The sequence below is a fragment of the Lentisphaera araneosa HTCC2155 genome, assembly GCF_000170755.1.
Lineage (GTDB): Bacteria > Verrucomicrobiota > Lentisphaeria > Lentisphaerales > Lentisphaeraceae > Lentisphaera > Lentisphaera araneosa.
In genome coordinates this window covers 21,823-42,560 of record NZ_ABCK01000007.1, presented here as the reverse complement: position 1 = coordinate 42,560, position 20,738 = coordinate 21,823, and the positions used below count along the sequence as shown (strand labels likewise).

Below are 20,738 nucleotides of genomic sequence, written 5' to 3'. Positions count from 1 at the left end.
AGCTTCGAGAAAACTTAATTTCATTAATAACTAACAATTAAAATAGCTTAACTTCATGCCCTCAAATCAACTTAAAGAAATCTTTGAATTTTTCTCACGAGTTCCCACTTTTCAGGGAATGCATGAAGATGATATACAAGCGATTTCAAAGAAAGCCCAAATAGTTTACTTCCCCAAAAACACGCATATTTTTCAACAAGCCCTCAGCCCTTTAGATGGTGCCTACTTTATTATGCAGGGGGGCTTCGAGCTCAGCTATGAAAGCAATGAAGAAATCGAACATGACATCCTCAATGAATATGAAGTTTATGGCGCACTCAGCATCTTGCGCAACGGAGGGATTTCACTTCGCAGTGTAAAATCCAAAGAGGACACCTTTGCCTACTTCATCCCAAAGAGTGATTTCGTAGATTTAATCAAACTTCATAGTCATATTGAAGATTACTTCTTCAATCCACTAAACGAAGCCAATTTTATCCGTTCCTGTTCACAAATGCGAAATCGCGGTAACCGCAATCAAGAAGGCTTTATGCAGGTAAGCATGAAGACGGCTTGTAAACGACCTTTAAATTTTTGCCAAGAACACCATAGCCTAAGTGAAGTTGCTAAAATTATGTCTGATTCAGATTTTGGTTTTTGTATGGTTATGAATGAGCAGAAGCTCACAGGTGTCATCAGTGATAGTGATATTCGTCGCTCCATCGCTGCGGGACAGCCCCCCTCCTCTACTTTTGCCTCCGATATCATGACAAAAAACGTCAAAACTATCCAAGATGATTACAGTGTTCTCGAGGCTCTCTTAAAAATGGAGCGTCATGGACTTTCTCACTTACCTGGGATTAATTCAGATGGAGAAGTGAGTGCGGTTTTGTCTGCTCTTGATTTACCTCAGGTCCAAAGTGGCTCTCCACTTGATTTTATATATAAAATTCGCCAATGCAAAACTGTTAACGAAACTCGAGAAATCAAAAACAAACTCCCTCAAGTCGTTAATGATTTATTACTCCAAGGTTATTCTCCCCTCAATACTGTTCAATACATCTCCCGTGTTAATGACGCTATTATGCGGTGCACCATAAAGGAAACCTTGAAGACTACAGGTGAAGCTCCCGTCGATTTTGACTTCCTCGTTTTAGGAAGCGAAGGTCGCCTAGAACAAACTCTGTCTGGGGATCAAGATAACGCCCTCATCTACGAAGATTGTGATGACCCCAAGGTTCATTCTTGGTTCCAAAATTTTGCGAGCCTTGTTTGTAGTCAACTCGATAGTGCAGGCTACATCTATTGCAAAGGTCGTATCATGGCAGAAAATGATCAGTGGTGCCAGCCTCTCAAAATTTGGAAAAGTAACTTTAGCAGATGGGTCGAAAAACCTTTCAAAGAAAATCTCTTGAATGCGCAAATATTCTTTGATTTTCGCCACGTCTTTGGCAAGGGTCAACTTTCTCAAAAGCTGCGCTCTCACCTATTAGCTGACCTATGTCCCAGTACTCATAAACTCTTTTCTGCCCTTAGCCATAACTATCTCCAACAATCTGCCCCCCTAGGTTTTTTTAATAATTTTATCGTCTCCAAAGGCGGCGAACATAAAAATTCTCTCGACATTAAATACGTCATGAATTTTATTGTGGAATTCGCTCGCATCTTATCACTCGAATCTTCTCTCGATGCCACTTCAACGGCCCGTCGATTAGATGAGCTTAATCAAAAAGAGATTTTATCGAATGAGGAAAACCAAAACCTCCAGCGTGCATGGAGCTTATACCTCTACCACCGTTTACAGCACCAAATTGAACTATTAGAACAAAACGAAGACAGCCATAACTTCATCAACCCGCAGGAACTTTCGACTCTGGAACGCGATATGTTAAAATCCGCATTCAAACTTATACCTGATATCCAATTAAAAATTAAACTGCGTTTTAATGCAGGTTTGACTCAGTGAGTTTTTTAACAGACATTTTTACAAAACCTGCTTCCGCTTCTTTTCCCGAAGAAATGTTGGATCATGATGCGAGCAAACTGGATTATGTCGTCATCGATTGCGAAATGACTGGACTCAAACCCAAACAAGATAAATTACTTTCAATTGCAGCTGTAAAAATTAGCCAAGGACGCATTCAAAGCCAGGAAAGTTTTTACCGTGTTATCTTCCAAGAAAAACAGAAGCTTCGAGATGAGACGATTCTGATTCACCGCTTGAATCACGAACAAATCTCAACAGGTTCCGATCAAATAGCAGTCTTAAAAGAATTCAGTGATTTTTGTCAAAACTGTATCCCCGTCGGTCACTTCTTTGATATTGACTTATCCTTCTTAAATCCAGTCATGCCCCTCCCCTTCTTGTACCCTCATTTAGATACTCGGCTTCTAGTTAAAACACTTCAACCATGCCCCTCTTCCATCCAACTCAACGAACTCTGTGACTTTTATAATCTACCAAGTTTTGAAGCTCATAATGCTCTTGGCGATGCCACTTCAACGGCCTGCCTTTTTTTAAAAATTCTCTCTGAGTTACGAAAAAAACAATTAGTTTCCCTACAGTCGCTGCTTAGCCTTAAATCGCGTTCTTAAAGAGTTTTTTTGCTTTTTAATTTTTGACTTGTTATATTTATTCAACAAACAAAACAAAATTATGAAGCTAAAAGATCCAGATCATTATCATAGTAAAAAACGACAAGTGCATATGATTGAAGAAAAACTCATTTCAAATGCCCACTCTTATGGCTGGTCACAAACCACCACTTCTCGAGCACTTCAAGAAGGTCTTCTCAAAGTACGCATTCGCTATAATCCATCAAAAAAAGTCGACATATACCGCCTCGTTTTTTCTCTCAATTTTAGGGAATCCGACCTTATAGTTTCCAACCCAAGTTCCTTTGACCAAGATTTTCTCCAGCGTTTCAAAGACTTAGGTTAACAATTATTGACTTTGTTAATTAATTATTTACTTAGTGCGTGACCGAAAACCCAGTGTTTATGAGTTTGTTGATGATTTTAAGTTAATATAAAAATTCAAAATATGGCTATACGTGTCGTGCAGTCATAGTATTATCATTTTTTTAAGGCCTAGGCGTCAGAACAAAGGCTTTTTTCTATTTATTCACTAAGTCAAGGCAGGAGAAAGTACGCCGTGAATGGCGTTTTTATTATTATGAAGAGCTTTAAGCGCTTTTTCTTTTTCTACGTAGGACTTTGATTTATCTGGCCATGATGATAGCACCAAGATGATGGATATTACTGGCACTTATCGCCATAGCGGCATAACGTTCGAAATTAGGAGTACCCTTATCAGGGCATCGGTCAAAACCATGACTTTCAAGAGCGTTAATAGCTGATTCAACTGCGGGGTGTTGTTTGCGAGCGACGACAAAGGCCTCCTTACGTTCACGCTCTTGAGCAGCTTTATTTCGGCGACCTTTTACAGGGAGGTGAGCTCTTACCTCTAATGCTTCAATGCGGGAGTGATTATTTTGACCATCCTTATCTACCTTTGAATAAAAACCCTTATCAAAACTCATCGATGTCAGCCCAGGGTACAGCTCCTTACTTTTACGAACCATTTCAACCGCCACGTCTTTATCCTGCTCGCCCTTCATGATCCTATGGTCGAGAATAAAGCCAAACTGATCTTCAACTACACATACCTTCACGCCAAGTTCCTGACGAATCCCAGCTTTTCCTTTGCATATCCATTCTGTGTGAGGTTCAAAAATCGAATACACCTTTTCATCGGGTGAAATAGTCTCTCCATTAAGAACTCTACGACTTATTTGCTTAATGAATAAGTCCGTGTAATCCATGTTTAACTGAAGCTTGGGACACTCTTCATCTAAAGAATTCTGGAGAGTTCTTGCTTTGAGTAAATGAGCTCGAGCCACACTAAGGTAATCCTTAATTATCTCCTCTATTTCTAAGCGACGTTTTTCCTTTCGCTCTTCTTTCTTCGAGTTAGAGTGACGCATCTTGCTCAGTTTATTATAAAGGCTATGGAATTTCTTTTGCTGGCTTTTTACTTCACGCCAGCCAGTGATTTTCAAAGATGAAGCCAATTTGCCTCCGATGCTCAATACTTTGCGTACAGAATCTTTTAATAGATTCAAATCAGTGGGGAAATGAACATTCGTTTCAAAAACAAAAGAATCGCAACGACTATGTAATTCTCGTTCTTCTGGGAAAAGTAATTCATGGCTGAAAGCAACTACGAGCTTACTAATTTTATTGGCAATTTCTTTTGTAAAAAGGCTAACGTTATCGTGTATTGTTTGGCGTCCTGTAACTATGTCGACATCACAAAAAAGATCAACTCCACAGATCTCCCGAATTTTGTGATGATAATCATAGCAACTTTTGAGCTTGTCATAATCCCAATTACAGCTCAAACGCAAAGTGCCTAAAACAAAAATAACCCAGAGATCCATTCCTTTACGTCCATCATTCCAGGATGTTCCTTTAGGAACTAATTCAGACAAAACATCTTGGATTTCTTTGAGTAAAACTTTGTTTCGATAAATTTCTTGTAAACCACGAAGAGTTTTGGTTATTTCATCACGGCAGTATGTGTCGAGTCTCACTTGTTCAATTGGCGTGACTCCGAGAAGTGGGTTTTCTCCTAATTCTGCTTGTGTACTTGTAAAATTACGCATGCTATATGACACCTTGGGTTCTTTTATTTTATCTGTATCCTATTGGATAAAAGTAGTTTATGATGAAGTACTATACATTTAAACAAAAGTTTTATAGGGTGCTTTAATACTGTTTTCTAGAAAAACTCACAACTTATTTTCCTTATAAATTATTATACTTAAAAGACTTAGGTTCATTTCGGTCAGGCACTACTTATTCATTAAACCAAAACAGCCCCCAAGTATCTCTACTTGGGGGCTGTTTTTTTAAACTCCCTTACTCGCCGCGCTTAACCGACTCGACCATTCTTCCTAATGAACTATCACGCCCATTCTTGTTATGATCTTCTAATAAACGTTCCATAGCAAATTCCACTAAGTGGGACTTCTTGATCTTAGTCTTGAACTTATATGGCATTGATCGCCTGATTTCATCGTAAGTATTTTCTAGTTCTTCTAGTACGTCTGAAGATAAATAAAAAGTCACTCGCTCTTTACTCTGCTCTTTCTTATGACTTTCGCTCTTGGCACTCAAGTTGACAATATTTTCTAGTTCACTTTTAGAGTTGCTCAGATTAGACAAAACTTTATCTACTTCTTCCTCACTTCTAACGCCTGCTAATGAAAGCGGCTTTCTTTTTGATCCAGCCATTTAGACCACCTTTTTTAAACTTAACCATTTTCGATTTATTTCTTCATGAAGTGACTGCAATTCCTCTTTCGCCTTCTTATCATGCCATTCCAATACACTCAAGCCTTGAGTCATGGTATCAGCATAAGCCACCCTACTCCCTAGTTTTGTGTCCATCATCTCTAATGGATACTCTTTTAAAACCATTTCAGTTTCCTGAGAAATTAAGGTTCTTCCATTAAACTTATTAACTAAGAAAGCAGCATTAATAGAAGGATTAATTGCTTGAGCCTCTTCGATTTTACTCACCATCTTACTACTGGCCCAAATGTCAAGAGGTGAAGGCCCCACTGGCAATAAAATTAAATCACTTAAAGCAATGCTAACGGCTGCTAAAGTATCAACATTTGGTGAGCCATCAATAATTACTGTATCGTACTCTTCTGAGAGCTTTAAAGCCTGCTTACGGAGCACTACCGCATTGGGCAGACTAATGAGCATAACATCATTCTGTTCGCGTTGCCCTTGCCAAGCTAGAGCTGAGCCCTGGCTATCCGTATCTATTATAAGAACCTTTTGCCCTGCTTGCTGAATGCTACACGCCAAGTTGACTGCCACAGTCGTCTTACCGACACCACCTTTAATATTTAATACTGATATAATCATCGCCGATCTCCTTTTTTTATAAGATTGATTCAAGCTAATACTCATTTATAAGAGAAACAAGATCCTTCTATAACTTTTTACTGATTTTTTCAATCTTACATTAATTATTTAATAATATGTAAATATTTATAATGAAAATATTATATATATAACTAAATAATACATTAATTATTTAGTTGCTTAATTAAATACTCTTTAAATATAACTTTTTACTGATTTTCATCATGCAATAAAATATAACCAAGTGCGGATTTCCTCATCATTACACGGGAAGTAGGTTCCTTTGAAGAAGAAAACACTCTTGAAAGGTGGATATTAAGCAAGGATTGAAGAGCTTTCACACAGGAATAGCCCCAAAACTCCGATATTAGTTATAGTTAAAAGCAACTACACTTAATGAGCAACAATCCGAAAAAAGTTATCCTATACTTTTTATGGATTTTGAACTCAAAAAGATCCAATTACCCTAAAGAAGTCAGAAAAAAGTTATAGTAGTTTTTTCTTGGATAGTTACAAAACATTGACTATAAACACAATACAAATGACTAGATCCGTAAATACATAGAAATCAACGAATTAGGGAAAGTGAAAAAAAGTTATATTTAAACTAATAAAGTCAGAAAAAAGTTACATATCATCAAAAAAAAGTTATACTTTAGAAAGGAAATCAGAGATTTGTTATAGTTAAAAACGTAAGTTAGTAATTTCCAATGGTTTACGTTTCCCTAAAAAGGCTATAATAAAGATAGCTATAAAAATTAAAGTAAAAGCAGGCTGCTATTATGTTTAAATCTATTATTTGTTTTGCTCTAATGATCGGAACTTTAATTGCTCAGGATAAAACTGAGGGATACAAATTAAAGTATGAACTCATGGAAGTCCCAACTAAGAAGTATGCAGAAATAAATGGGAAGAAAATTGAATTAAAACCCGAACCACTAGTTAAACGTTATTCCTTAGGAATGTCAAATTATGCAGAACTTTCTGAACTCATCAATATTTCTTTGACTCAAAAAGGGAAAGCGACCTATATAAGTCGAATGAATTCAATATTAGTTATAGATCAAATAGAGGGGCATAACCGAGTTATTCAGATACTTAATGAGAGTCAGGAAGAAGCTTATAACATCCACGTAGAAATAAACTATAAAAATACCAAGAGTTTAGCAAGAAAGGGTATTATTATTAATACTGGCCCCATCATCATTAAAGATGGTGATATCAAAACACCAAGAGATATTAGAATTGATGGTGGTGTTCATAAACAGAGCTCAGATGAAACTCAAAAAATAACTTTAACTACAATGAGTGGGTACCCAGCGAAACTATGGGCAGTAGAAACTGCGTACTATACAAAATCAATGAGTCAATATGTATGGATCAACCACAGAACACGACAACCTGTACAACTCAACGAGCATTTAAGAGGAACTACTAATGTAGGAACTGAACTTTACATAAAGCCGAAATATCGCGGAAATGGGATAATAGAAGTTGAACTTGTCCCAATGATTCGAGTAAAGAAACCTGGTGGAGGATATGATAAGTTTGAAGTACAAACCTTAAATACCAAAGTAACAGCTTATCAAGGGCGTCCCATAAACTTGGGCGGTGTGAGTAAGTCGACAAATGACTTTTTTGCGAGCTTATTTAACCCTACGGGTATGGTTAAAGGTGATGGCACTAATTATCTAGATTTTACTCTAACGGCATGGGCTAAAAAAGTAGGGCCACCACAAAAGTAAAGACGACATGCTCGAAAACCTTAATCACATTATCGTATTTATAACGACCTATTTTCTAGGTACGATATTAGCTATAGAAGTACTATACAAAGGTCGTACCAGTCAAGGTAAAACGGCATGGATATTAAGTTTAATACTCATGCCGATTTTAGCGGTACCTATCTATTTACTATTTGGCTCCAGAAAATTTAGTGGTTACGTCATTGCGCACAAAGAGGGCAGGGAGCCATTAGATAAGTTATGGCGAAATGCATGTGACAAAATGTCCAATCATAAAGTGGTAATTAATGAATTATGTCTTTATGAAAAAATATCTAAATTCTTCTTTACGAGTGGAAATAAGATAGAACTTATTAATAATGGTCAGGAAAAGTATAGAAAACTTTTCGACGATTTAAACGCCGCTACACAAAGTATATTTATAGAATATTACATCATAAGAAATGATGAAGTAGGTCAAGAGCTCCAGGAAATGCTTATCAAGAAAGCCAAACAGGGCTTAGAGGTCTATCTAATTTGTGATTACATTGGCTCATTCAATATCAAAAAATCTTTTATGAATAAACTTCGTGAAGCCGGAGTAAAGGCTCATTATTTTCGAACGACTAAATTTGGGCGAAGAGGGCAGATTAACTTTCGCAATCATCGCAAACTCGTCATTATCGATAGCCAAATTATTTATACCGGTGGCATGAATATAGCAGAATCGTATAAGACAGACTCATGGCGAGATGCTCACCTTAGGATTCAGGGACCCATGGGACCTTCTTTGCAGTTCACTTACCTCTTGGATTATCAGTGGGCCAAAGCTAAAACTGATCCTTTGCCTGAACTTGACTTCACAAAACACGAGAACAACCCAGATACCTATGATGCCTTAGCCATTGCAAGTGGACCGGCCGATGAAAAAGAAACCTGCTTGCTTTATTATTTAAATCTCATCAATCAGGCAAATAGTACATTGGACTTGGTTAGCCCATTTTTTGCTCCAGATGCGGCGATTATATCGGCACTGATTTCAGCGCATTTACAAGGAGTCCAAGTGCGACTCATTATTCCGAAACGATCAGATAATAATTACTTAGTAGACTTATCGGCACATGAATACGCCAGGTATTTGGCGAGAAAGGGTATTAATGTTTATTTTTATGAGAAGGGAATGATCCACAAGAAAGTCTTAATTGTCGATCAAAAATTAGTGAGTATCGGAACGGCGAACTTAGATAACCGTTCTTTTAGAATTAATTTCGAGATTAGTATTTTGGTGAACTCAAAAGAATTTGCCGAAAAAAATCTGAAAACTTTTGAAGAAGACATCAAGCATTCAGTAAAGATCAGTGGTTATGAAGATATTCATAAAGGTCTCAGGTTTTTAGCCAAAGTGAGTCAGCTATTTGCGCCCTTACAATAATGAATGTCTTATGAAATTATTGACTTATGTAATGAATGCTTTTTTCCAAAACTAATCTAATTCATTGTCTTAACTTTGTATACAATTGAGTTAAACCCTTTAAAACTTTATTAATTTCATTCCATATACGGGCAGGATGATGATCCTCGACAAAGATTTGACTTAAAGAATTGTTATTGGAGTGATAAAGTGAGATCAATAAAAATCCAAACAGAGGTCGTCTATGTTTTATAAATCTTTATTCTCGACAAGTTTATTTCTAGCTCTTCTTAGTGGTCCAAATATCGAGGCAGCAAAATTATTGAGTTCCGCCAAGGAAATCAAAAGTGATGTGACAATTGCGGCCAAGAGCAAGGCAGATGCATCTTCCTTTTGGGGTGTATCTTATTTAGTTGATCCCGCAGGTGCTAAAGATCAAGAACCCGTATCGACAGATGCCGCTCAAAAAATATTAGGCTCATATATCAAGTCATCAGAAAACTTCTATAACGCGGCCTTTCTTTTACACCTTAAGAAAAACTCAGAACTCAATTCATCCTTAGCCAATAGCCAAGATGCCAATTTAGCTGCTTTGTCGGTGGCGACAATGGCCATGAGTGCAGCCATTTCATACCACGAAAGTTTGATTGAAAGAAACAATTTAAATATTAGTGAGAATGTCGAAGCTGTGCCCGAAGCCAAAGGATCTAAAAAGAAAAAAAGAGGCAAGAAAGGTAAAAAAGGTGGAAAAAGTTCTGGGGAGTCCTCACCTGCAGTAGCCATAGATGAAGAAGTACTCCTCAAGTTCCTTAATAGTAATAATACTCGAGCCCAATTTTTAGCGATTCAAGCTGCGGCTTATGCCAAAATTTCTTCACTCAAAGAAACGATTAATGGACTTACACTCAAATCCTTAGAGTCTCAGGCCGCACGTTTATTTTATGAAGCCCGTGTCGACGGTCAGCTGAATCAGAAAGACTTGATGACTTTAGCGAAAGTCGCACTCAAAAAACGATCGAGTAATTCAGCCAGCGCAGTTTCTTTTTCATTGGATGCTCCCGCGATGTCATTTATTTGCCAAGCGATTGGGGAAACCATGGATGAAAGTCTGTCAGCTGTTTTACATCAAGCCTTAAACGCTCCAGACCTCAAAGTTCAAGTTGATGCGGCTAAAGCCATTGTGAAAATGAAATCACCCCAAAGTTTATCCACAGTGAATTCAAAAATAGCTAAAGCGCCATGGCCCGTACTCGTTCACTTATGTTATTACTCAGCAGAAGTTCCAAATGCGAAATTGCTTCCGGCTTTGATCCAACGTTTGGCAAAAGAAAAAGGGCGCATGAGAATCAACCTCAATTATGCCATTAGTGTTATCACAGGTGGTCAACATGGCGCTGCTTACAAAGACTGGCTTTCTTGGTACAAGTCGAATAAAGCTTTCAAAGTAGACGAGCAAGCATCAGCCGACTTTCGCAATAAATACATGGTTCAAGTAATGAACGAAGGGCCTAATGGTTACTTCTATAGCCTCCCGATTTATAGTGATCGCTTTTGTTATGTAGTCGATACTTCCGCTTCAATGAGAGGTCCAAGAATTGAATCATTAGATGAAAATATGGCTATGTCCGTGGAACAACTCCTTAATAAATCCAAGTACAATATTGTGGACTTTGGCGGTGACGTAGAAATTATGGAAACGAGAGGCCTAACTGATGACTTGCGAAAAGGTGGAGCTCGAGTCAAAGCTTGGGACCTCAGCTTGGGTACACGTAGCTTTTGCGCGATTCGCCAAAGTTTACTCTTCCCAGGAATTGATTCCATTTATTTTCTCTCTGATGGTGCTCCCGCCCGGGATAGTGTGAAAAACTGGCAGGGCATTACCGAGGGAGTTATGATGCTCACTCGCTATATGCCCATTGCCGTTCATTGTATTGACTTTGATCCGAAAGCAGGTAATCAAGCCTACATGATTAACCTCGCTAAATATAATGAAGGACGCCATGAGTCCATTGAAGTGGGACCCGGCGCACCTGATGGTGGGGGTAAGAAAAAGAAGAAAAAGAAATAGTTTTAAAAAAGGAGCTCTTAGGGCTCCTTTTTATTTGTTTTTAATTATAAGTAAAACTTATTATAGTGATTGTTTTAATAAATTTTATATTTTTCAATAAGCCGTGCATATTCAAGCATCTTAACAAAACATAAGGAACAAAAAAGATGTTAGTCAACAAAGAAAAACAAAACGTACCTTCAGTCACTTTCCGCACTCGTGTTAATAATGATTGGAAAGATTTGAGCACCGGTGAAATCTTCAAAAATAAAACAGTGGTAGTTTTCGCTTTACCAGGAGCTTTCACTCCCACCTGTTCATCAACTCACCTTCCGCGCTACAATCAGCTAGCACCGGTTTTGAAAGCCAATGGTGTCGACGATATCTACTGCCTCTCTGTTAACGACTCTTTCGTTATGAACGCATGGGCAGCTGATCAAGACTCAGCTAATATTAAGCTCCTTCCCGATGGCAATGGAGAGTTCTCAGATGGCATGGGTTTGCTCGTGGATAAAGATGACCTCGGTTTCGGCAAACGTTCTTGGAGATACTCCATGCTCGTAAAAGATGGTGTAATCGAAAAAATGTTCATCGAGCCAGATAAGCCAGGTGATCCCTTCGAAGTAAGTGATGCAGATACAATGCTCAATTACATCAATCCTCAGGCGAAACTTCCTAAGCTTGTGAGCATGATCTCCAAGCCAGGTTGCAGCCACTGCCAAAGAGCTCGTCAGGTACTTGAAGATCAAGCAATGCCATACGAGGAAATCAAACTAGGGCAGGGCGGTATGAGTCTCACCACGCTTAAAGCTGTAAGTGGCAATGCCACAACACCACAAGTTTTCATCGACGGCCAACTTATTGGCGGTGCAGATGAATTAATTAAATACTTAAATCAATAAGTCATACATTATTGACTCCCTGCTCAGGCAGGGAGTTTTTAGAGGAGAAAAAAATGAGTCACTATGATGTAATTATAATCGGAGCCGGAACAGCGGGTCTCAATGCACGTCGAGCTGCTAAAGCTAATGGTGCAGAGAAAGTCGTCATGATTGACGGTGGGCCTTTAGGAACAACTTGTGCACGCGTCGGCTGTATGCCGAGTAAATTGCTTATCTCTGCAGCAAATGCCAACTACGGCGTCACTAAAGCACGCATGTTCGGTATCGAGACTCAAGAGCCAGTGGTAAATGATAAAGCGGTTCTTGAGCGGGTGCGTTTCGAACGAGATCGTTTCGTTGGCTTTGTCATGGAAGGTATTGATAATGTCCCCGAAGGCGAGCTCATTCGTGAATACGCTGAATTCATTGATGATCATACCGTGAAGCTCTCTGGGGGACGAATTTTAACGGCCGATAAATTTGTTTTAGCCGTGGGGTCACGTCCACGTCATGTACCGATTCTCGATGGTGCCGAAGATCTTATCTTGAGTAGTGATCACATTTTCGAAATTGAATCCATTCCAAAAAGCGTTGCGGTCTTTGGCCCAGGTGTCATTGGTTTAGAACTGGGGCAGGCACTCAGCCGCCTCGGCGCTGATGTTCGACTCTTTGGACGCAGCGGTTCGATAGGCGGTATCCAAGATCCTGAGATCCGCGAATATGCCACCAAGACTTTCGCAGAAGAATTCTATACCGATACCAAGGCAACAATTCATTCAGTACGCAAAGAAAATGGTAAAGCAATAATCTCTTATGAGCATAAAGAGCAGGGCAAAATTGAAGAGAGCTTCGATTTCATTCTCACAGCCTCGGGTCGTGTGAGCAATACCGATCGCCTAAAATTGGAAAACACTAGCGTGCAAGTTAACGGTCGTGGGACTCCGATTTACAATGAGCGAACCATGCAATGTGGCGACACCCATTTCTTTATTGCGGGTGACGCAAATGATGATATCCCACTTCTTCACGAAGCTTCTGATGAAGGAAAGATTGCGGGCAAAAATGCGGGAACTTATCCGACGGTTGACCCCGGTCATCGTCGCACGCATTTAGGCATTGTTTTCTCTGAGCCAGAGATTGCCTCGATTGGTCAGGGCTATAATTCTTTCAAAGATTTAGTCATCGGTCGTGTGAGTTTTGAAGGGCAGGGGCGATCCCGAGTTATGGGTAAGAATAAAGGTCTCATGCACCTTTATGCCGAAAAAGGTGATCGCCGTTTGCGCGGTGCGCAAATTTTCGGTCCATCGGCAGAACACCTTGGACACCTCATTTCTTGGGTGGTTCAACAGGAATTAACTGTGGACCAAATTCTCGAACTTCCTTTCTATCACCCCGTGGTGGAAGAGGGCTTGAGAACCGCTCTGCAAGATCTCCAAAAAAATCTTAATGAAGCTTAATGACTTTCAAAGATTTAGAATATTTTGCGATCCTCGCAAAAGAAAAACACTTCGGCCAGGCCTCGGTCCAGGCCGGAGTGAGTCAGCCCGCGCTCTCCATCCAAATTAAAAAAATGGAAGCAGAGCTCGGTGTCTGCCTTTTTGAACGTTCAAATCGCCAAGTCGTTTTGAGTCCAGAAGGAGAGGTTCTTCTCGAGCGTGCGCAAAAAATACTTCGCCAAGTCGAAGACTTCCAAACTTGCGCTCGTCAGTTTAAAGATCCCTACCAAGGTCAATTGATTTTGGGAGCCTTTCCAACTTTAGCTCCCTATCTCTTCCCACAAATCATTGACGAACTTCATCAGTCCTACCCCGAGATGAAATTTTTCATTAAAGAGGAAAAAACCGAGACTCTTCTCAAAATGCTCAAAGAGGGGAAAGTAGATGCGGCCTTTATTGCTTTACCACATGAAGACTCCACACTGGATTCCGAGTTTATTTTTTCAGAAGAATTCCTTTTTGCGACTCCCGCAAATTATCCAGAAGACTTCCCCAATGAACTTTCTTTACAGTCATTAAAAGGGCGTGAACTGATGCTCTTGGATGAAGGCCACTGCTTTCGCGACCAGGCGCTTGAGTTATGTAGCGTCAATCAAGCTCGAGAAAACTTTGACTTCCGTGCTAGCAGCCTCGAGACTTTGCGACACATGGTTGCCGCTGGCTTAGGTGTTACCCTTATCCCCAAATGTGCCCAAGACGAAAGTGCAAAAATTAAGTATATGAAATTTTCCGACCCCAGCCCAAAACGCGAGATTGCACTCTTTTGGAGAAAAACTTCACCTAAAGCAGAGATCTTCCGCGAAATTGCCGATGACCTTAGAGACCTTTTTAAAAAATCATAATTATCATAAGCCACACTCATTAAGCAAACTTTGATAACAACTAGCACTTCTGTTCACGCTACTGTTTGTTTGGGATTATTCGGAAATTTAGTTATTCCAAAAATCAGTAAAGATTTTTAAAGTTTAGAACTTTTTTTTTCTAGCTTTGGCCCATTGTGTAATATGCAAAGTATACAATTACCTGACTTTTATTACCTGGATAACTTTACCCAGCTTATTACTTACGTCTTCGATAATCATAAAAGTATTTTAAGGCCTCAGGACTTAGATGATTATAATAACTTCTCATTACTCAGTCCTAACTCAAAGGCCCTATATGTCAGATTTTTAATGCGTAAGGGGACTTGCTTTCGACCCAATAAAATCTCTTATTCTGAAATACCAAATTTGAATGATTGCCTAAAGGAATTAGAGCTTTTCGCTTTCATTTCTTGGGACGCTACAGTCACAGAAAAAATTAAGCTTTTCTCAAAAACTGAACTCAGCACACTTTTTCCAGAAGAATTTGATTCTAAATTAGCCCGCGTTGACTTGGAGAAAGCCTTGCTTTTGACCATTTCTGATATCCCTGAAAAAGTTCTTAAAATTCAGAAAGATTTTAAAGTGTTTTCTTTACTGTATTTTGGTAATTTCCATCAAGATTTGAGCGAGTTTATTTTAAATGATCTTGGAATCTACCAATACGAAAAATATGATCTAAGTCATGGTTTTATTAATTCTATTCAGGAACTTGAAGAGTTTTTAAATTTTTACGCCACCCTTTCTGATTATGATCGTGATCACGCTCTAGAGTTTTTCAATAATTATGTAATTATAAAAAGCACTAATACAGTATTGAAAAGACGCTTGGATAAATTTCATTTTTCGTTTGCGCGACAATTGGAAAGACATAAGCATTTTGAGCAAGCGCTCAAAATTTATCGCTTCAGTATACGTTCAGGAGAACGTCAAGCAAGAGTTCTTGCAGCCCTCAAAAAATATGATCAAATGGAATCTAAATGTTTACAAATATTACGAAGTCCGCAAAACGATCAGGAAAAAGAGTTCGCGCAATTTTTTTTATTTAAAAATTCAAAATTCCTGTCAAAAACCTACCAGAAAGTTGAAAATTATATTCCACCTACAGAGCTTTTGGAGCTCGATAAAACTGAGCTATCAGTAGAGCGTGCCGCATGTGAATACTACACACAATTTGGTCATTGTTATTATGCCGAAAACTTATGGGCTAACGCGTTATTTGGCTTGTTTTTTTGGCCAGTAATATTTGCGAATGTACCTGGGGCCTTTAGTCACCCTTTTCAACATCGTCCTCATGATTTATATGAAAGTGACTTTTGCGAAAATCGCAAAGTGATGATTAGTGAAATTATGGGAAAGCCTTTTACATGGGCTCAGGCAGAAAAAGTATACGAATCAAAATTTGGTTTGAGCAATCCCTTTGTTAACTGGAGTGCGATTAACAAAGATTATCTTAGCTTAGCACTCGAGAATTTTGAACAATACCAAATAAAAAGTATTTTTATAGAGCTACTTAAGGATCTAAGAAATAAGAAAAAAGGGTTTCCAGATCTTATTCATTTTCCACATCAAGGTGGAGTCGAGTTAATCGAAATTAAAGCGCCTGGCGATCGTTTACAAAAACATCAAAATACGTGGTTAAATTTTTTTGAGGATAAAAAAATTAAAGCGAGAGTGGCAAATGTCCGCTGGAAGTAAGTTAAAACTCTCAGTTCGAGAATTGGTTGATTTTGCAGCTCGAAAGGGTGACTTAGTGCAAACATATCAGAAAACTCCTACGCATTTGGAAGGCATAAAGGGGCACCAATACGTGCAATCCTTAAGGTCTGAAAATTGGGATAAAGAATTAACTTTGAAGCATGATTTTCAATTCCAATCTTATTTAGTCACACTTCATGGTAGAGCTGACTTAGTTGATCAGGCAAATTTTACTTTAGAAGAAATTAAAACAACTTATACCCATGATATTCCTCAACATAAATTCTCCTGTGATTTGGCTCAGGCAAAAGTTTATGCGTACATGCTTTGGCAAGATCGTGAAGAAATTACCGCAGTCGTTAATTATTACCACTTAGGAGAATCTTCAGAAAATAAACGCTTTCATAGCTTTTCTTCAGCGGAGCTTTTGAATGATATTAATCAATATCTCAAAATTTACTTAGAATTTTATTCAAAGTATCAAAAGTGTGAAAAAGCGTATTTGGAAGAATTAAAGTCTGCACCTTTTCCCCATGCGGAATTTCGACCTTCTCAAAGGGGTATTGCTAAGGAAGTGTATCGCAATATCCGCGATGGTAAGCTGCTCATGTTCGAAGCACCCACTGGAACAGGAAAAAGTTTGAGTACCTTATTCCCTGCCAGTAAAGCACTAGGGGAAAAGCAGTCTCGACAAATTCTTTATTTATCAGCAAAAACCGCGGCTCAACAAAGTGCTTTAGATGCACTTAAGCAAATTACCAAAGATAGCTTTTCATGTCTCCAAATTTCGGCTAGAGAAAAAGTTTCAACTAGTTCTCAGGAAGAAATCAAAAAAGACTACTTTGAGCGCTTACCTAGGGCTCGCTTAGCTGCCCTCGAAATTGGCTTTTTAGATCAGCATGAGCTCAATAAAATTGCTCAACAATATCACGTGTGCCCCTTTCAATTATCACTCGAAATGATTCCATGGCAGAAAATCATTATTGCAGATTTTAATTATTTTTTTGACCCTATGGTAAGCTTTGATTATTTCGAAAATTCAAAGATTGATCTCCTCTTAGACGAGGGCCACAACCTTTTGGAAAGGGCCAGAAGCATGTATTCAGTAAGCTTAGATACGGCGTATTTAGAGAAAATTCGTAAATTACTCAAGACAAAAAAAGCTAAATCAGCATGTCGTAAAATAATCGTTTCAATTCAAAAAAAATTCGATGAATTAAGTATGGGGCAGCATTTGTCTACTTTTGAATTTGTCCCTGATTTAATACGTAGTTTTTTAGAATCTTGTGCACAAGAATTTGAAAATGATCAACAAAGCCTTCCCGGTCTTGAAAGTAAAGACGAAGTTCAAAATGAGCTAAAGGAACTCTATCGCTTCTTAAAAATTTATGACTTTAGTACTCAAGAAGATATTTTTTATGTAGATAAGTACCACTTGTCACGCAATCCTAAATTGAAGTTACACCTCTACTGTTCTCAGGTTCATCGTCATTTAGTTTCCAAGTGGAAAAAGCTTAATTCACTCTGTCTATTTTCTGCGACCCTGAGCCCTGAATTCTACTTTCAGCAGTGCCTAGCATTAGAGCAAGCAAAATTTTATAAATTACCTCCTGTTTTTCCACGAGAAAATCAGCTAACCCTAGCCTTAGATTATATAGATACCCGCTGGCTAAATCGTCATTCAAGTTTAGAAATTTTATGTGGAAGTATTTTAGAAATCTATAAAGCATATCCCGGAAAACATATAGTTTATTTTCCCTCGTATCAATACTTGGAAATGGCAAAAGAAGTTTTGTATAATCAGGTTCCATGCATTTATCAAGAAAGATCCCAAGAATCAAGAGAAAAATTTTTGAACGGTTTTTTTAATGATAAAAATCCTGTATTAGGTTTAGCTATTTTAGGTGGAGTCTTTGCCGAGGGTATTGACTTTAAAGGTGAAGCTCTTAAATCATGTGTGATTATTGGTACAGGTATGCCCCAACCCTCGTTTAGAATGGAGCAATTGAATCGTTGCCTGTCCAATGATGGTTTAGATGCATTTCTATATAATTTTTTAATCCCTGGTATAACTCGCCTCATCCAAACTGCGGGACGACTAATTCGCACTGAATCTGATAAGGGAATTTTAGTACTAATTGACCCACGTTTTAAGCAACAACAGTACTTACAATATTTGCCTCAATCTTGGCAGCTTAATCATATCAACTCACCTGATCAGTCATTAAAATTAATTCAAGAGTTTAAAAAAAATGAAGAAAGCTGATTTGCCTCAGAAAATTTGTCTTGTTTGTAATCACCCCTTCACATGGCGTAAAAAATGGGAGAAAAATTGGTCAGAAGTCAAATACTGTTCAAAACGATGTGCCAGTAATCGTCATAGTTTGAAGCATAAAAGCTGACTTGTCTTTTTTTCTCGATCAATTAATATCAATGAAAAAATCTAGGTGAAATTATGAATGGCCCTCCACAAGTCGACCCTCCCAATCCAGAAATCTATCAACTCATGGGCGAAGAAAATATGTTTCGCCTCTTACATGATGTTTACGATGAATTTGCGAATTCATCCATTAAAGACATGTTCCCAACTGATCCAGAGGGGCTAGCGGAAGCCGCAGATAAATCCGCCTGCTTTTTTGTGGGACTTTGTGGTGGCCCGCCACTCTATCATCAGCGTTATGGTAATCCTATGTTACGCCGCCGCCATTTTCCTTTTCCCATTGATATGAATTCCCGTGACGTATGGTTGGCGTGTTTTCTCAAAGTTCTTAAGAATCCTCAAGATTACAATTTTCCCGAACAGCACCTCGATAGCTTTATTGGCTTCATTGCCGGTTTTTCTCCTTGGATGGTGAATAAAGAATAGGGCGGGCGCCTTTCAATGATAGCTGACCTAGAGAAGCGTATTATCTATGAAAAAGATGGTCTATTAGTTCTTAATAAACCCTATGACCTCCCGTCTACAGGGAGAAAATTAGACGATGATGATTGTCTCCAATATTGGCTCATACAGCGTCAGGGAGCCATGGTTTGGGCCGTTCATCAACTCGATGCGGATACTAGTGGTATTAACTTGTTTGTCACGGAAAAGAAACTCGTTAAATATTACAAAGAACTGCTAGAGCAAGCGCAAGCGGATAAACAATATTTGGCAATTGTTCACGGCGTTCCCAGCTGGAAGCAATGCGAAGAGCATGGGCGTATTGGAAAGGTAGATGCTCGCAGTTTAGGCATACATGCCGAAGGCAAAACTGCTCATAGTCATTTTGAAGTTATAGGAAGTGTTAAGGATTTTAGTCTCATTAAAGTCAAGATCTTTACAGGTCGGACCCATCAAATCCGCATTCACCTAAGTCATTTAGGTCATCCACTTGTAGGTGAAGAATGGTATTGCGATCCACCCTGTACAGCCCATCAACGCCAGGCACTTCATTGTTATAAAGTTCACTTGCCTCAAACGGCCCATACTTTTAGCTCACCCTTAGCCGAAGATTTAAAGCAATTGGCACAAAATCACGGCTTGAGTCAATACCTCTAAGTCTCTTTATAAAGTACTTCTTTCTAAGTCTCTTTATAAAGTACTTCGTTGGTGAAGAATGGTATTGCGATCCACCCTGTACAGCCCATCAACGCCAGGCACTTCATTGTTATAAAGTTCACTTGCCTCAAACGGCCCATACTTTTAGCACACCCCCTCTTTATAAAGTACTTCTTCAATTTTCCCAGAAAACTATAAAAATTTTGTAATATATTTTAAGTGAAGTGGTTAAGAATTATTTATATGGTTATTTTATGCAGATAACTTGTGCTTGAAAAGCTTTAAGTATTTATTTACGTAGAAGAAAGGAGACCTCAAATGAAACGTTATTTAGATACTAAAAGTGAAGTCAGTTTTTATCATATCATTATTAAAGTTCCCGATAATACTTACGGGAATAAAGAATATGCCTTTGACGAAAATCATAAGAGCCGATTGAAAGATCTGTTTTTTTGGCTCGAAGATATTTATGAACTCAAGTGTCTTTGCTACACAATAATGAGTACCCATGCTCATTTTATAATTTGTCATGAGAAAAATGCTCTAGCTAATTTAAGCCTAAGAGAAGTTGCCATAAGAGAGCAAAAATATCGAGGCAGAAAATACGCTTTAGATGCGCGCAGTTGCGAAATCCGCAAATTCAAAAACCGTTTAAATAATTTAAGTGATTTCATTGGCAACGTGCAAAAACGTTTCACTCGTTGGTATAATCGGCAGGGTGATAATGCCCGTAGAGGACAACTCTTTAACCATAATTTCAGATCTATTCAATTAAAGGACACGAAGGTACTTATTCAATGTATGCAGTATGTCGAGATGAATGCAGTTCGAGCACAAATGGTTAGCTCACCTCAACATTATCAGTTCACCTCTTGGTCAGACCTTTTGAAAAAAGTTTCATTGGGAAAGAGAATCAAAAAAAATATCATTCATTGTATCCGTCTATTTAATGGAGGTATGGAAACGAAGAGTGACGCTCAGGTTTTTGCGCTTTACTCAAAACGATTAAAACTCGTCTGTGAGGCAATCAGAGAGTTTGGTAGTTTTGCCAAGCTTAATCGCAGTGTTTTAGATGCGTTGTTACAAAGACATGCTTCCTGGAGTAGAGTGAAGCAGGTTGAATCGGGGTAAGTTAAGTATATAGGCAGCGTGAAGTTGGCT

The 20,738-nt window shown here is 38.5% G+C and carries 18 protein-coding genes; 15 read left to right on the top strand and 3 right to left on the bottom strand.

Annotation, left to right across the window (positions count from 1 at the left end; translation table 11 throughout):
- Positions 1–55 precede the first annotated feature (55 nt).
- From LNTAR_RS08585 to LNTAR_RS08575, 3 genes are all read left to right on the top strand, one after another.
- Positions 56–1,945 (top strand): DUF294 nucleotidyltransferase-like domain-containing protein, encoded by a 1,890-nt coding sequence (locus tag LNTAR_RS08585; protein WP_007278286.1) that lies wholly within the window; start codon positions 56–58, stop codon positions 1,943–1,945.
- Positions 1,942–2,574, top strand: a complete 633-nt coding sequence (locus tag LNTAR_RS08580; RefSeq protein WP_007278285.1) for a 3'-5' exonuclease — start codon at positions 1,942–1,944, stop codon at positions 2,572–2,574. The genes LNTAR_RS08585 and LNTAR_RS08580 overlap by 4 nt, the downstream gene beginning before the upstream one ends.
- Before the next feature lie 61 nt (positions 2,575–2,635).
- The gene (locus LNTAR_RS08575) at positions 2,636–2,920 is read left to right on the top strand and encodes a hypothetical protein (RefSeq protein WP_157473419.1); all 285 of its coding nucleotides are present in this window, start codon (positions 2,636–2,638) and stop codon (positions 2,918–2,920) included.
- 280 nt (positions 2,921–3,200) lie between these two features.
- Here the strand turns inward: LNTAR_RS08575 and LNTAR_RS25430 are convergent, their stop codons facing one another.
- The 3 genes from LNTAR_RS25430 to parA form a co-directional block, all read right to left on the bottom strand.
- Complete coding sequence (locus tag LNTAR_RS25430; protein ID WP_007278283.1) at positions 3,201–4,646, bottom strand: ISNCY-like element ISLar7 family transposase; 1,446 nt, start codon at positions 4,644–4,646, stop codon at positions 3,201–3,203.
- A gap of 256 nt (positions 4,647–4,902) precedes the next feature.
- Positions 4,903–5,277 carry a hypothetical protein gene (locus tag LNTAR_RS08565; RefSeq protein WP_007278282.1) on the bottom strand — a complete coding sequence of 125 codons (375 nt, stop codon included), beginning with the start codon at positions 5,275–5,277 and terminating at the stop codon, positions 4,903–4,905.
- Positions 5,278–5,922, bottom strand: coding sequence for a ParA family partition ATPase (parA, locus tag LNTAR_RS08560; protein ID WP_007278281.1), 645 nt, complete (start codon positions 5,920–5,922; stop codon positions 5,278–5,280).
- Between the two features lie 782 nt (positions 5,923–6,704).
- Between parA and LNTAR_RS08555 the strand changes: the two genes are divergently transcribed.
- The 12 genes from LNTAR_RS08555 (at position 6,705) to LNTAR_RS08500 (ending at position 20,708) form a co-directional block, all read left to right on the top strand.
- Positions 6,705–7,667: a hypothetical protein gene (locus tag LNTAR_RS08555; protein ID WP_007278280.1), complete on the top strand. Its 963-nt coding sequence runs from the start codon at positions 6,705–6,707 to the stop codon at positions 7,665–7,667.
- Between the two features lie 7 nt (positions 7,668–7,674).
- Positions 7,675–9,078, top strand: coding sequence for a cardiolipin synthase (cls, locus tag LNTAR_RS08550; RefSeq protein WP_007278279.1), 1,404 nt, complete (start codon positions 7,675–7,677; stop codon positions 9,076–9,078).
- 223 nt (positions 9,079–9,301) lie between these two features.
- The gene (locus LNTAR_RS08545) at positions 9,302–11,125 is read left to right on the top strand and encodes a vWA domain-containing protein (protein WP_007278278.1); all 1,824 of its coding nucleotides are present in this window, start codon (positions 9,302–9,304) and stop codon (positions 11,123–11,125) included.
- Positions 11,126–11,271: 146 nt separating this feature from the next.
- Positions 11,272–12,006, top strand: a complete 735-nt coding sequence (locus LNTAR_RS08540; protein WP_007278277.1) for a glutathione peroxidase — start codon at positions 11,272–11,274, stop codon at positions 12,004–12,006.
- A gap of 53 nt (positions 12,007–12,059) precedes the next feature.
- On the top strand, positions 12,060–13,442 hold the full coding sequence (locus tag LNTAR_RS08535) for a dihydrolipoyl dehydrogenase (RefSeq protein WP_007278276.1): 1,383 nt from the start codon (positions 12,060–12,062) through the stop codon (positions 13,440–13,442).
- The gene (locus tag LNTAR_RS08530) at positions 13,442–14,323 is read left to right on the top strand and encodes a hydrogen peroxide-inducible genes activator (protein WP_007278275.1); all 882 of its coding nucleotides are present in this window, start codon (positions 13,442–13,444) and stop codon (positions 14,321–14,323) included. The genes LNTAR_RS08535 and LNTAR_RS08530 overlap by 1 nt, the downstream gene beginning before the upstream one ends.
- A gap of 162 nt (positions 14,324–14,485) precedes the next feature.
- Complete coding sequence (locus LNTAR_RS08525) at positions 14,486–16,039, top strand: VRR-NUC domain-containing protein (protein WP_007278274.1); 1,554 nt, start codon at positions 14,486–14,488, stop codon at positions 16,037–16,039.
- On the top strand, positions 16,023–18,305 hold the full coding sequence (locus LNTAR_RS08520; RefSeq protein ID WP_007278273.1) for an ATP-dependent DNA helicase: 2,283 nt from the start codon (positions 16,023–16,025) through the stop codon (positions 18,303–18,305). The genes LNTAR_RS08525 and LNTAR_RS08520 overlap by 17 nt, the downstream gene beginning before the upstream one ends.
- The gene (locus LNTAR_RS28425; RefSeq protein ID WP_007278272.1) at positions 18,292–18,441 is read left to right on the top strand and encodes a DUF2256 domain-containing protein; all 150 of its coding nucleotides are present in this window, start codon (positions 18,292–18,294) and stop codon (positions 18,439–18,441) included. The genes LNTAR_RS08520 and LNTAR_RS28425 overlap by 14 nt, the downstream gene beginning before the upstream one ends.
- Positions 18,442–18,494: 53 nt before the next feature.
- Entirely contained in the window at positions 18,495–18,905 is a 411-nt protein-coding gene (locus LNTAR_RS08510; protein WP_007278271.1) for a globin domain-containing protein, read from the top strand.
- Positions 18,906–18,920: 15 nt separating this feature from the next.
- Positions 18,921–19,577, top strand: a complete 657-nt coding sequence (locus LNTAR_RS08505) for an RluA family pseudouridine synthase (protein WP_007278270.1) — start codon at positions 18,921–18,923, stop codon at positions 19,575–19,577.
- 318 nt (positions 19,578–19,895) lie between these two features.
- Complete coding sequence (locus LNTAR_RS08500) at positions 19,896–20,708, top strand: transposase (protein ID WP_007278269.1); 813 nt, start codon at positions 19,896–19,898, stop codon at positions 20,706–20,708.
- Positions 20,709–20,738: the final 30 nt, after the last annotated feature.